This window comes from Burkholderia sp. THE68 (genome assembly GCF_009938265.1).
In the GTDB taxonomy this organism is placed as follows: Bacteria; Pseudomonadota; Gammaproteobacteria; order Burkholderiales; family Burkholderiaceae; genus Caballeronia.
Genome location: NZ_AP022315.1, coordinates 1,504,318 through 1,517,976 on the forward strand (window position 1 = coordinate 1,504,318; position 13,659 = coordinate 1,517,976).

10 protein-coding genes are annotated in these 13,659 nt (G+C 64.3%); 2 read left to right on the forward strand and 8 right to left on the reverse strand.

Annotated features, from left to right (window positions below; genetic code table 11):
* Positions 1-279: 279 nt before the first annotated feature.
* On the reverse strand, positions 280-1,116 hold the full coding sequence (gene pgeF, locus BTHE68_RS07145) for a peptidoglycan editing factor PgeF (RefSeq protein ID WP_162065749.1): 837 nt from the start codon (positions 1,114-1,116) through the stop codon (positions 280-282).
* Positions 1,113-2,273 carry an RluA family pseudouridine synthase gene (locus BTHE68_RS07150; RefSeq protein WP_502710551.1) on the reverse strand — a complete coding sequence of 387 codons (1,161 nt, stop codon included), beginning with the start codon at positions 2,271-2,273 and terminating at the stop codon, positions 1,113-1,115. Before BTHE68_RS07150 ends, pgeF begins: the two co-directional genes overlap by 4 nt.
* Positions 2,274-2,359: 86 nt before the next feature.
* On the opposite strand from BTHE68_RS07150, the gene BTHE68_RS07155 reads away from it, so the two are divergent.
* On the forward strand, positions 2,360-3,193 hold the full coding sequence (locus BTHE68_RS07155) for an outer membrane protein assembly factor BamD (protein WP_061178597.1): 834 nt from the start codon (positions 2,360-2,362) through the stop codon (positions 3,191-3,193).
* A 77-nt stretch (positions 3,194-3,270) separates the two neighbouring features.
* On the opposite strand, the gene yoaA is transcribed toward BTHE68_RS07155, so the two are convergent.
* The 3 genes from yoaA to BTHE68_RS07170 form a co-directional block, all read right to left on the reverse strand.
* Positions 3,271-5,499 carry a DNA repair helicase YoaA gene (yoaA, locus tag BTHE68_RS07160; protein WP_162065751.1) on the reverse strand — a complete coding sequence of 743 codons (2,229 nt, stop codon included), beginning with the start codon at positions 5,497-5,499 and terminating at the stop codon, positions 3,271-3,273.
* Between the two features lie 84 nt (positions 5,500-5,583).
* A complete protein-coding gene (locus BTHE68_RS07165) occupies positions 5,584-5,769 on the reverse strand; it encodes a DUF465 domain-containing protein (protein ID WP_061178599.1) in 186 nt (61 codons plus the stop codon).
* A gap of 111 nt (positions 5,770-5,880) precedes the next feature.
* Entirely contained in the window at positions 5,881-6,684 is an 804-nt protein-coding gene (locus BTHE68_RS07170) for a flotillin family protein (protein WP_162065752.1), read from the reverse strand.
* A gap of 264 nt (positions 6,685-6,948) precedes the next feature.
* Between BTHE68_RS07170 and BTHE68_RS07175 the strand changes: the two genes are divergently transcribed.
* Positions 6,949-9,288 carry a Tex family protein gene (locus tag BTHE68_RS07175; RefSeq protein WP_162065753.1) on the forward strand — a complete coding sequence of 780 codons (2,340 nt, stop codon included), beginning with the start codon at positions 6,949-6,951 and terminating at the stop codon, positions 9,286-9,288.
* A gap of 77 nt (positions 9,289-9,365) precedes the next feature.
* Here the strand turns inward: BTHE68_RS07175 and BTHE68_RS07180 are convergent, their stop codons facing one another.
* The 3 genes from BTHE68_RS07180 to BTHE68_RS07190 all read right to left on the reverse strand — a co-directional run bounded on the left by BTHE68_RS07180 (position 9,366) and on the right by BTHE68_RS07190 (position 13,530).
* A complete protein-coding gene (locus BTHE68_RS07180) occupies positions 9,366-11,258 on the reverse strand; it encodes a potassium transporter Kup (protein WP_162065754.1) in 1,893 nt (630 codons plus the stop codon).
* Positions 11,259-11,521: 263 nt separating this feature from the next.
* Entirely contained in the window at positions 11,522-12,082 is a 561-nt protein-coding gene (locus BTHE68_RS07185) for a phosphoribosyltransferase (RefSeq protein WP_008349397.1), read from the reverse strand.
* A gap of 101 nt (positions 12,083-12,183) precedes the next feature.
* Complete coding sequence (locus BTHE68_RS07190; protein ID WP_162065755.1) at positions 12,184-13,530, reverse strand: adenylosuccinate synthase; 1,347 nt, start codon at positions 13,528-13,530, stop codon at positions 12,184-12,186.
* Positions 13,531-13,659 lie beyond the last annotated feature (129 nt).

Genomic DNA, 13,659 nt, shown 5'->3' on the forward strand with positions numbered 1-13,659 from the left:
CTAACGCAGGCATCGCCGGGCTTTCCTCGACCAGCGCGCAAGTGTTGGTGCGCCTTATGCGCGTGGCAAGTATGTGCCTTGCTACGCCGTGCCCGATTGAATGAATTCCAGGAACATTCTTGCTCCAGGATGTCAGGCATGTCAATGCTTCGTCCCGATTTTGCCGCAGTGCGATATTTTTTTAATTATCGTTTTCCCCCATGCGAAATATTACGCTCATACGGGGCTTCGTCACGGGAAGGAAACGGTTGTCAGGCAGACTGCGACTGCCGACTCCGGTCAATCCGCGAGCCAGATCATCGCCGCCATGCGGCCAGTCACGCGGTCGCGCCGATACGAATAAAAGCGCTCCTGTTCCGTGACCGTGCAATGCGTGCCGCCATGAACGCGCGCGGCGTCCACGCCCAGATCGGCGAGACGCAGGCGCGCGAGTGCGTAGATATCGGCGAAATATTTGGCAGGCGCGCCGCCCGCAGGCCTGAACGCGGCTTTCGTCACATCACGACGATCCGGCCGCGCGGCCGCGACGAACGCATCGAGGACGTCCTCGCCGACTTCGAACGCGACCGGACCGATCGCCGGGCCGAGAAACGCGTTGAGCGCCGATGCCGGCACGCCCGCGAGCGTCGCCACGCGCTCGCCCGTCTTCTCGATGATGCCGCCCGCGAGACCCCGCCAGCCAGCGTGCGCGGCGCCGACCGCGCGGCCGTCGTCGTCGCAGAAGAGCACCGGAAGGCAGTCGGCCGTCATCACGACGCAAACCACATCCGCGCGATCGGTCACGCTGGCGTCGGCGCGCGTGCGCTCGCCGTGCGCGAGGCGTTCGACGACCGCTTGCGCGTCCTCGACCTGCGTGCCGTGGATCTGTTCGAGCCACGCAGCCGGGCGCGTACCCGTCGATGCGAGTACGCGGCGGCGATTCTCCTTCACCGCCTCCGGCGCATCGCCCGACGAAAAACCGAGATTGAGTCCGCCCGCTCCGGGCGTGCCGCCGCCGTAGGGCGCCTCGCTCACGCCGCCCGCGCGCGTCGTCACGAATGCGCGCACGCGCGGCGAAACGCGCCATTGCGGCCACAGACAGTCATTCGGTTGCAGTTCGGCTGCGTCGCGCGTCATGCTTCGTCGTCCTCGTCATCTTCGTCGTCCCAGTCGTCTTCGTCCGCGCCCATTTCATAGGCTTCGGCGAAGTCGTCGTCCTCATCGAATTCGACGTTCTCGTCCTGCCCGAAGCCGAGTTCGGCCGCGAGCGCCGCGAGGTCCTCGGGCACATCCGCGCGCCAGTGCACCTCCTTGCCCGTCGCCGGATGAATCAGGCCGAGCCGCCAGGCGTGCAGCGCCTGACGCGCGAAATCGTTGGGCAGCGGCTTGACGGAGCGTTTGCCGCGCGCGTGCCCGTACACCGGATCGCCCAGCAACGGATGCTGGATATGCGCGCAATGCACACGAATCTGATGCGTGCGGCCGGTTTCCAGGTCGCAGTGGATCGCGCTGACCGGTTGTCCGTGCCACGTGGTGCGGTCGATGGTCCGAAAATGCGTGCGCGCGGGCTTTCCCGATGCGGTCTTCACCACCGCCATGCGCGTGCGCTCGCGCGGATCGCGGCCGATGGGCGCGTCGATCGTGCCGTCCTCGGGCATCGTGCCCCAGACGAACGCGACATAGCGGCGCTTCACCGTGCGCGCCTGCAACTGGCGCACGAGGTCGGTCTGCGCCTCGAGCGTGCGCGCGACGACCATCAGTCCGGACGTTTCCTTGTCCAGCCGATGCACGATGCCCGCGCGCGGCAGCCCGGCGGCTGCATCGCCGTAACGATGCAGCAGGCCGTTGAGCAGCGTGCCGCTCCAGTTGCCCGCGGCCGGATGCACGACCATGCCCGCCGGCTTGTTGACGACGACGAGCGTGTCGTCCTCATACACGATATGCAGCGGCACCGGTTCGGGCGCGAACGCGAGCTGCTCCGGCAGGAGGTCCGGCACGAGCGTGATCGTCGCGCCGAGCGGCACGGGCTGGCGCACTTTCGCGCCCGCGCCGTCGACGAGCACGCGCCCTTCCTCGATCCAGCCCTGCAGGCGGCTGCGCGAGAACTCCGGAAAAAGTTTCGCGAGCACCTTGTCGAGCCGGTCGCCCGCAAGTGCGTCGGGCACGCGCGCCTTGCGCGGCGCCTCGCGGCCCGCGCCGCCGGTCGAATCGGCGGGTGCTGAGTCGGCGCGGGTGGCGCATGGGCTATAATCTTCAGGTTGGTCTTTGGTACTACGAGTACTTGAGCGGGTCATTTGAACGAGATTCGGCGGCATGATTTGAATGCCGCGCCGGAAATACAGCTAGAACAGCGAGAATCAGCCAGGAATAGCAAGCACTGATGCGAGCCTTCAACACCATTCATCTCTCGATGCGTCAATCGATCAAGTATCTGGCACTGGCCGCGAGCGTCGCCATCGTAACGGCCTGTCATGGCCTGCCCGAGAAGACCGACGAAACGGCAACGTGGAATAACAACAAATTATATACGGAGGCTCAGGACGCGCTATCCGGCAGCGACTGGGGCAAGTGCGCCAAGTATTTCGAAGCGCTCGAAGGCCGCGACCCGTTCGGCCATTTCGCGCAGCAGGCGCAGATCAACGTCGCGTACTGCAACTGGAAGGATAGCGAAACCGCCAACGCCGACCAGGCCATCGACCGTTTCATCAAGTTGCACCCGGATCACCCCGAGATCGCCTATGCGTACTATCTCAAGGGCATGATCCACTTCAACGACGACCTCGGCCTCTTCGGCCGCTTCTCGGGTCAGGACATGAGCGAGCGCGATCCCAAGTCGCTGCGCGAGTCCTATGACGCGTTCAAGGTCGTCGTCGACAAATATCCGCAAAGCAAGTACGCGCCCGACGCCGCGCAGCGCATGCGCTATATCGTGAACGCGCTCGCATCGCACGAAGTCCATGCGGCCGATTATTACTATCGCCGTGGCGCGTATGTGGCCGCGATCAATCGCGCGCAACTCGCGATCCGCGAGTACAAGAACGCGCCGGCGACGGAAGACGCGCTGCATATCATGATGCTTTCGTATGAGAAGCTCGATCAGCCGCAACTCGCCGACGACACCAAGCGCGTGCTCGCCGCCACGTTCCCGGACAGCCCGTATGTCACGGGCAAGCGCCGCGCGAACGCCGACAAGCCCTGGTATCAGATCTGGTAACGCGCTTCCAGACAGAAACGGCCGGTTGAATCAACCGGCCGTTTTTTTGCATCGAAGAAAACTTAGGATGCCGATCGTTATTCGGCCAGCTCCGTCTTCCATTTCGCTGCATCGCTGAAGAATTCGCGCACGACGTCCAGTTCGCGCGTGCGCTTGAACGGCGGCAGGCTTTGCCAGATGCGTCGCCCGTAGGGCTTGTCGACGAGCCGCGTGTCGCAGATCATCAGCACACCGCGATCCGTCTCCGCGCGAATCAGACGCCCCGCGCCCTGCTTGAGCGTGATGACCGCCTGCGGCAACTGGTGCACCGCGAACGGGCTCAGGCCTTTCTTCGTCAGCGCGTCGAGACGCGCCGCGAGCACCGGATCGTCGGGCGGCGCGAACGGCAGCTTGTCGATGACGACGAGCGACAGCGCATCGCCGCGCACGTCGACGCCTTCCCAGAAGCTCTGGCTGCCCACGAGAATCGCGTTGCCGTACGCCCGGAATCGATCGAGCAGCTCGGTGCGGCTCGCGTCGCCCTGCACGAGCAGCGGATTGTCCCAGCCGCGCCGCTCGATCACATCGCGCAGGCGCGTGGCGATCCGGTCTACCGCGCGCAGCGTCGTGCACAGCACGAACACGCCGCCACCCGCCGACTCGATCACGGGCAGCGCGGCTTCGAACACGGCATCGGTGAATTGCGGCGAGGAAGGCTGCGGCAGATTGCGCGGCACGTACAGCAAGCCTTGCGACGGGTAATCGAAGGGGCTCGGCAAGGTCATCGAACGGCGCGCGTTGAGGCCCATCTGCGCCGCGTAATGCGTGAAGTCGCCGCGCACCGAAAGCGTCGCCGACGTGAAGATCCACGCGCGCGGCACGCCCGCGCGCTGTTTCGCGAAGATCGGCGCCACCGACAGCGGCGTCTCGTGCAATTGAACCGTGTGCGAGAACACTTCGATCCAGCGCACCATTTCGTTCGGCTCTTCCTTCGCGGCTTGCCTGGCGGTCTCTTCGTCGCCAACGACAGCGCGTTCGAGCGACGTGGGCGGCGTGGTCCATCCGGCGAGCAGGTCCTGCAGCTCGCGCGCGCGACGAACCAGCGCCTGCAGCGACTCCGCCCGCTCCGCATGCACGGACACCGCGGACGTGAGCGCCGACAGATGCGTCTCCAGCGTGTCGAGCGCATCGAAGAGCGGATGGCCGTCCGGCAACTGCCCGAGCGACAGGCGCACCGAATCTTCTTTGAACACGAGCCGCAGATCGCGCGCCGCGCGCTCCAGCGCCGCGCCGAGCTTGGTCCAGTCCGCCGCGTCGCGCGCGTGAGAAAGACCTTCGGCGACCGTATCGCGCGCGAGTTCGAGCAACTGCGTGGTCGAGAGCGTCTCGCCGAAAAAGAGCGTCGCCGTCTCGGGCAACTGATGCGCCTCGTCGAAGATGATCGTGTTCGCCGTCGGCAGCAATTCAGCCATGCCGGTGTCGCGCAACATCACATCGGCGAAAAACAGGTGATGATTCACCACGACGATGTCCGCCTGCTGCGCTTCCTTGCGCGCCTGCATCACGAAGCATTCCTTGTAGTGCGGGCATTCCTGGCCGAGACAGTTGTCGCGCGTGGACGTGACCATCGGCCAGACCGGTGAATTTTCCGGCACGCTCGCAAGCTCGGCCTTGTCGCCGGTGCGGGTGATCTTCGCGAAACGGATGATTTCCTGCAGATGCGACGTGTCCTGGCGCGACGGCAGGCGGCCGTTGTCTGCGGTGCGTTCCAGGTAGTAGTGACACAGATAGTTGGCGCGGCCCTTCAGCATCGCGATGGATACCGGCACCGCGAGCGCGTCGCGCACGGTCGGGATATCGCGCTGAAAGAGCTGATCCTGCAGATGCTTGGTGCCGGTCGACACGATGACCTTGCCGCCCCACAGCATGGCCGGGACGAGATACGCGTAGGTCTTGCCCGTGCCCGTGCCCGCCTCGACGATGAGCGTGTTCTCGCCGCCGTCGATGGCCGCCTTCGCAGTCGCGATGCCGATGTCGTCGGCCGGCTGCTCGTCGGGCGCGTACGGCTTGTCCGACGGCCCGAGCTTGCGCGCGGGGCGGCGCTGCGCCTCGAACATCGCGGGCTCGGGCATCGCGCGGCCCGACGCTTCCATCGCGGCCGCGACCGAGCGCGCCATTTCGATCTGCGAGGCGCGCGGCCGGTAACCGTCGATCGCGCGCGCGAGCAGTCCTTGCGCGGCGAAGATGGCGTCGAGTTCGACGCTGCGCTTGCCGGTCAGCGCGAGCGGCGCGGTCGCATCGTCAGTGTTTTGTGTGGGTGAGTTCAAGGCGTGCTAGATCCTGCGAGATTCGGCGCGGCCACGTACGCGAGGCGCCGGCGCCAGCACGAGCCCGCGGCCGGCGCGCGGCGTTCAGTGCGCGTCCGAGTCCAGCTGCAATTGCAGCAGGAGAATGGTGTCCTTGACCTTGAGCTTGCGCTTTTTCAGGCGTCTCAGCTCCAGGTCGTCGATGCCGGATAGCTTGTCGATCAGCGTGTCCAGGCTATGGTGCTCTTCCTGCAATTGCGCGATGCGATCGCGAAGCACGGCGGCATCCATGGCGGGTTGTCGGGGTGCGTGCGGGGATTCACTCAAGCGCTGCTGCATGCTCGCCTCCTTTCATCCACTTTGCTCGGGCCTGCCCGCGCTCGCGCGGCGAGTCCGACTGTCCTACTTGGCTTGCTGTTGCTGTTGTTGCTGCTGCAGTTTCAGTTGTTGCTGGCGCTCCTGTTCCTGCTGCTGCGCCTTTTCCTGCGCCTTCCTGGCGGCTTCCTTCTGACGCGCTTCGACTTCCGCGCGATGCTGCGCGGCTTCCTGCTGCTTCTGGTCGAAGCGCTGAGCCTTTTGCTCGCGCTCCTGCGCATCCTGCACGCCGCGCGCGCGCGCTTCGTCCAGCTTCTTCTGATAGTCCGCCTGCTTTTGATCGTACGCCGCCTGATTGGCCGCGCGCTGCGGCGCTTCGGCATTGCGCTCGGCGGCGGCGAGCGCGTTCTGGCGCTGCCTGTCCTCGAAAGCCTTCTGGCTCGCCTGCTCGTTCGCCGCGCGCTGTGGCGCTTCCGCCTCATATTGCGCCCGCTTGAGCGCCGTCTGCTGGTCGCGTTGCTTCGCGCGTTCGGCGCGCTGCTCGTCGTCGAGTGCGAGTTGTTGCTGGCGGATCTGCTGACGCGTTTCGCGCATTTCGTTGCGCGCGTTGTCGAGACAGTGGTTCACGAAGAACTTGCTGTAGCAATCGTGTTGCTTCACGCCGTAGCGGTAATTGTTTTCCTCGGTGCGCTGATCCAGCGCCTTCTGACGCTGGGCGAACTCGCCCTTCAGCGCGTCATCGGCGCTTTGTTCGGCCGACGGCGCGCCATCGAGCGGACGCGCGCTCACGGACGTACCGGAATCGATCGGCCTGGCGGATTGGGCGAGCGCGACGTGCGGCGCGAGTGCGCCCGACGCGCACAGCAGCGCCAGAGTCGCGGCGGCAGGCACATTTGAAAGGCGAAAGTTGTGCAAATGGATGAACGGCAACGTGATAGAGAATCAGGTGCAGAAAGGTATGCAATAGGCCTGTGCGATGTCCAAATTCTATCACCGCGCGCCGGAGCGCTCCGCCATTTATGGCAAAATGCCCCGCTCAGTATCCCGGTCCGAACCCCGCTCGCCATGCGGCCGCCCGCCCGCAGCGCCTCGCCTACGCGAATCGGCGCACCCGGAGCGGACTCGCCGCCGCCGAGCCGCAGACAGCGCAGAATCATGACGGAAACCGTAGCACTCAAGATCGTACAGCGCATTGCCACCGAACTCACCGTGCAGCCGCGCCAGGTCGCCGCCGCCGTGCAGCTTCTGGACGAAGGCTCGACTGTCCCGTTCATCGCCCGGTATCGCAAGGAAGTCACCGGCAATCTCGACGACACCCAGTTGCGCACGCTCGAAGAGCGCCTGCTCTATCTGCGCGAACTCGAAGACCGCCGTGCGACGATCCTGCAAAGCATCGACGAGCAAGGCAAGCTCTCCGACGAACTGCGCGGCGCCATCGAAGGCGCGGACAGCAAGCAGGTGCTCGAAGATCTCTACCTGCCGTACAAGCCGAAGCGCCGCACGCGCGCGCAGATCGCCCGCGAAGCCGGCCTCGAGCCGCTCGCCCAGGCGCTGCTCGCCGATCCCACACTCGATCCGCAAGCCGAAGCCGCGAAGTTCGTCGATGCGGAGAAAGGCGTCACCGATACCAAAGCCGCGCTCGACGGCGCGCGCGACATCCTCTCCGAGCAGTTCGGCGAAACGGCGGAAGTCCTCGGCAAGCTGCGCGAGCATCTGTTCGGTCAGGGCCTCGTCATGTCGAGCGTGGTGGACGGCAAGCAAGGCGAGGAAGGCGAGAAGTTCCGCGACTACTACGACTACAGCGAGACGATCCGCACCGTGCCGTCGCATCGCGCGCTGGCGCTCTTTCGCGGCCGCAATGCGGGCGTCCTGAGCGTCAAGCTCGGTCTCGGCGAGGAACTCGACGCGCAAATTCCGCATCCGTGCGAAGCGATGATCGCGCAGAAGGTCGGCATCGCCAATCGTGGCCGCGCCGCCGACAAGTGGCTCTCCGACGTGTGCCGCTGGTGCTGGCGCGTGAAGGTGCAGCCGCATCTCGAAACGGAACTGCTCACGCAGTTGCGCGAACAAGCCGAGCATGAAGCGATTCACGTGTTCGCGCGCAATCTGAAGGACTTGCTGCTCGCGGCTCCCGCCGGCCCGAAGGCCGTGATCGGTCTCGATCCCGGTCTGCGCACGGGCGTGAAGGTCGCGGTCGTCGATCGCACCGGCAAGCTGCTCGCCACCGACACCATCTACCCGCACGAGCCGCGCCGCGACTGGGACGGCTCGCTCGCGAAACTCGCCCGTATCGCGCAGGCGACGCAGGCCGAACTCGTCTCCATCGGCAACGGCACCGCGTCGCGGGAAACCGACAAGCTCGCAAGCGAGCTCATCGCGAAGCATCCGGAGCTGAAGCTGCAGAAAATCGTCGTGTCCGAAGCGGGCGCGTCGGTGTATTCGGCCTCCGAGCTTGCCGCAAAGGAGTTTCCGGAACTCGACGTTTCGTTGCGCGGCGCGGTATCGATCGCGCGGCGTCTGCAGGACCCGCTCGCGGAACTCGTGAAAATCGAGCCGAAGGCGATCGGCGTCGGCCAGTATCAGCACGACGTGAATCAGCGCGAACTGGCGCGCTCGCTCGATGCAACCGTCGAGGATTGCGTGAACGCCGTGGGCGTCGATGCGAACACCGCGTCCGTCGCGCTGCTCGCGCGCGTGTCGGGCTTGAACGCGACGCTCGCGCGCAATATCGTCGAGTATCGCGATGCCAACGGGCCGTTCCCGTCGCGCGAGCATCTGAAGAAGGTGCCGCGCCTCGGCGACAAGACCTTCGAGCAGGCCGCGGGCTTCCTGCGCATCAACAACGGCGAAAATCCGCTCGATCGTTCGTCGGTGCACCCGGAGGCGTATCCGGTCGTCGAGCGCATTCTCGCGAAGATCAAGAAGCATATCGGCGATGTGCTCGGAAAGCGCGAAGCGTTGACGGGACTTTCGCCGACCGAATTCGTCGACGAACGTTTCGGCCTGCCGACCGTGCGCGACATTCTCACCGAACTGGAAAAACCCGGCCGCGATCCGCGCCCCGAGTTCAAGACGGCGACCTTCAAGGAAGGCATCGAGAAGATTTCGGACCTCGTGCCGGGCATGATCCTCGAAGGCGTCGTGACGAACGTTGCGGCGTTCGGCGCGTTCGTCGATATCGGCGTGCATCAGGACGGGCTCGTGCACGTCTCGGCGTTGTCGACGAAATTTATCAAGGACCCGCACGAAGTGGTGAAGGCGGGTCAGGTCGTCAAGGTGAAAGTGCTGGAGACCGATGTGAAGCGCCAGCGCATCTCGCTGACGATGCGCCTCGACGACGACCTCGCGCCTGCGACACCGGGCAATGCGGGCGCGCCATCGCGTGGCGGGCAGGATCGCCGTGCGGGCGGCGGACGTGATACCCGCCCGAACCAGCGTCGCGAGCCCGAAGCGGCCGGCGCGATGGCAGCGGCGTTCGCGAAACTGAAACGCTGACGCGCGAAGCTGCCAAACAAAAACCCCACGTTTTGCGACGTGGGGTTTTCTTTTTTACGCTGTCGAAAAACGAAGCGTCAGATCTCGATCTTCGTGCCCAGTTCCACCACGCGATTCGCGGGAATACTGAAGAAATCCGTCGGCTTGGCCGCGTTCTGGTGCATCCAAGCGAACACGCGCTCACGCCATACCGACATGCCCGGCAATTCCGTCGGTACGACGGTTTCGCGCGCCATGAAGAACGACGTGTCCATCAGTTCGAAAGTCATCGCGTGCGTGCGCGTGATCTGCTCCAGCACGGCCTTCACATCGGGCGTCTCGTTGAAGCCGTAGGCCGCCTTCGTGAGGAACAGCCCGCCGCCGATGTCCTTCACTTCGAGACGATGCGCATCGTCGACATAGGGAATGTCGCGCGTCGTGAAGTTCATGAAGATGGTGCGTTCGTGCAGCACCTTGTTGTGCTTCAGGTTGTGCAGCAGACTCACGGGCACGAGCGAATCGCTGCCGGTGAGATAGATCGCCGTACCCGACACGCGATGCGGCGGATGCGCAAGCAAGCCCTGCAGGAACGGCATCAGCGGGATACCGTCGGCGGCCGTGCGATCCTTCACGATCATGCGGCCCTTGTACCACGTCATCAGCAGGAAGAAGAGCGCCCCGCCGATACACAACGGCAGCCAGCCGCCCTGCTCGATCTTCAGCAGGCTCGCGCCGAAAAAGCCGATGTCGATCATCAGGAACACGGCGATCATCCCGCCGACGAGCCAGCGGTTCCAGCCCCACAGATTCACCATCACGACCGACACGAGGATGGTGGTCGTGAGCATCGTCGCGGTGACGGCGAGGCCGTACGCGGCGGCGAGATTCTCTGAACTCTTGAAGCCGATGACGATGCACAGGATGATGAAAAGCAGCATCCAGTTGACGAGCGGAATATAGATCTGGCCGATCGCCAGTTCCGACGTGTGCAGAATCTTCATGCGCGGCACGTAGCCGAGCTGGATCGCCTGGCTCGTCAGCGAATACGCGCCGGAAATGACCGCCTGCGATGCGATCACCGTCGCGACCGTCGACAGAATCACGAGCGGCAGCAACGCCCAGTCGGGCGCGAGCAGGAAGAATGGATTCTCGATGGCCTGCGGCGAGTGCATCAGCAACGCGCCCTGCCCGAAATAGTTCAGCAACAGCGACGGCATCACGAAGCCATACCAGCCGTAGCGGATCGGCTTCACACCGAAGTGGCCCATGTCCGCGTACAGCGCTTCCGCCCCGGTCAGCACGAGCACGACCGAGCCGAGCACGATATACGCCTGCACGACGTGCTGCGCCATGAAGGAAAAGGCGTAATACGGATTGAGCGCGGCGATGATGCGCGGCTCCATCACGATATGCATGGCGCCGAGCACCGCGAGCGTCGCGAACCACACGACCATGATCGGCCCGAACAGCCTGCCGACCACCGCCGTGCCGTGGCGCTGAATCCAGAACAGCGCAATGAGGATCACGATCGTGATCGGCAGCACGTACGGCGTGAGCTTGGGCGCGGCGATCTCGAGGCCTTCGACCGCCGACAGCACCGACATCGCCGGCGTGATGACCGCATCGCCATAGAACATGCACGCGCCGAAGATGCCGAGCATCATCAGCACGCCCGAGACCTTGCCCCCGCCTCCCACGCTGCGCAGCGCGAGCGTGGTCATCGCGAACACGCCGCCTTCGCCGTTGTTGTCGGCGCGCATGACGAACAGCACGTACTTGACGGCGACCACCATGACGATCGCCCAGAAAAGCAGCGAAATGACGCCGAGGATCGACGCCTCGGACAAGCCGATGCCATGCGATGGGCTAAAGGCTTCCTTCAATGAGTAGAGAGGACTCGTGCCGATGTCGCCGAAGACGACGCCGATGGCCGCGAGCGCAAGCGAGGACATGGGTTGTTTATGCTCGTGCGCGTGAGTCGTGTTAGTCATATGAGCGGAATATCCGTCCAGGGCGGAAAAAAAACGAACGCCATTCTATCCAACGTCGCACGATACGACGCCTGCTCGGGTGTTGCTGCAACGCCACGAGAGACGCGAGTGAGAGTTTAGCATCGTGCCCCGCGTGCGTCGGCGGGCTTGCGCGTCACCATTTGTAGCTACTTCGTCGAGTGCTGCAAAAGCAAAACGCCGTTGCGCCCGGCTGTGTGCCAGGCGAACGGCGTCGATCCTGCGTGGCGTTCAGCCCTCGTGAATCATCCGCGTCCGTTTTGCGTGCCTCGCTTGATCCACGCGCCGAGGTTGTGCGGGCGCACCGTGTCCCATTCCTCGAACGGCTGATGAATCCACGGGTTCGTTTCAAGATGCTGAACGTGATAGTCGGGCTTGACCTTGGAGCACGCCTTGTACCAGAGCACCGCCGAGCGCACCGCCGTGATCGCCGGATAACGTTCCTTCAGATGCTCCTGCACGCGCGCGAGCGTCACACCCGAATCGACCAGATCGTCGACCAGCAGCACGTTGCCGGAGAGATCGCCGCGCGTCATCGTGATGTACTGCGCGATGTCGAGATCGCCCTGCTCCGTGCCCGCCGCTTCGCGGTACGAACTCGTCGCCAGAATGGCGAGCGGCAGGTCATAGATGCGCGAGAGCTGATCGCCTACGCGCAGGCCGCCGCGCGCGAGACACAGGATCTTGTCGAACTTCCAGCCCGACTCGTGCACCTTCAGCGCGAGGAGTTCGATCAGCCGGTGGTATTCATCCCAGCCGACCCAGAGGTTCTTGTCGTCGTTGCGCGGGTCCGTCATCGCGATCATGGTGAGGCTCTTTCAAATGCTTAGGTTATATACGAAATGTGGCCGCAGGGAGGCGGCCACATTCTTTACAGCGTCCGAATCAGATTGAGGCTCTTGGGCGCTCAGACCTTGAACGGATGGCGCAGCAGGATGGTTTCGTCACGATCCGGACCGGTCGACACCATGTCGATCGGCACGCCCGCGACTTCCTGCACGCGCGACAGATACTTGCGCGCGTTTTCCGGCAGGCTGTCCCATTGCGTGATGCCGATGGTGCTTTCCTTCCAGCCGCCGAAGGTTTCGTACACCGGCTCGCAACGCGCCACTTCCGACGCGCCGCGCGGCAGGATGTCGACCAGCTTGCCGTCGAGCGTGTAGCCCGTGCAGAGCTTCACTTCGTCGAGGCCGTCGAGCACGTCGAGCTTGGTCATGCACAGGCCCGAGATGCCGTTGATCTGGATCGAGCGGCGCAGCGCGGCGGCGTCGAGCCAGCCGGTGCGGCGCGGACGGCCGGTGACCGAGCCGAATTCCTTGCCGACGGTCGCGAGGTTCAGGCCGATCTGATCCTGACGCTCGGCGTTGTCGGCGTCGTACAGCTCGCTCGGGAACGGGCCCGAACCGACGCGCGTGCAATACGCCTTGGTGATGCCGAGAATGTAGTTCAGACGCTGCGGTCCGATGCCCGCGCCCGCCGTCGCCGCGCCCGCGACGCAATTGCTCGACGTGACGTACGGATACGTGCCGTGGTCGATATCGAGCAGCGTGCCTTGCGCGCCTTCGAACAGCAGGTTGCGGCCGGCGTGGTTTTCGTCGTAGAGGCGACGGGAGACATCCGTGACCATCGGCGCGAGACGGTCGGCGTAGCCGAGCATCGTCTCGAGTGTTTCCTGAAAGTCGACGGCCTTCGCGCCGAGATACTGCGTCAGCACGAAGTTATGGAATTCGAGCGTCTCGCGCAGGCGTTCCTCGAACACCGCACGGTCGAACAGATCCTGCACGCGCAAACCGCGACGAGCCACCTTGTCTTCGTACGCCGGGCCGATGCCGCGGCCGGTCGTGCCGATCTTGCCCGCGCCGCGCTTGGCTTCGCGCGCCTGGTCGATGGCGACGTGATACGGAAGAACGAGCGTGGCGGCTTCGGAAATGAACAGACGCTTGCAGACGTCGACGCCAGCCGCTTCCAGTTCGTCGATTTCCTTGAAGAGCGCTTCCGGCGACAACACGACGCCATTGCCGATGTAACAGGCCGTGCCCGCGCGCATGATGCCCGAAGGAATGAGGCGCAGAATGGTTTTCTTGCCGCCGATGATGAGCGTATGGCCGGCATTGTGACCGCCCTGGAAGCGCACGACGCCCTGGGCGTGGTCCGTCAGCCAGTCGACGATCTTGCCCTTGCCCTCATCACCCCACTGGGTGCCCACCACGACGACATTGCGCCCGGGGTTCACATTCACTGCACTGGCAGACATGTTGATTCGTTAGCTGGTTAAAAACGTATTTTACCTATGTTCGCGAAAGGTTCCGAGTTTTTCGGGCCTGCTTCGCGATTTCGTCACGCTTGTGTGATTGGCATGGACTAAGAAAAAGTCCTTGCCGAT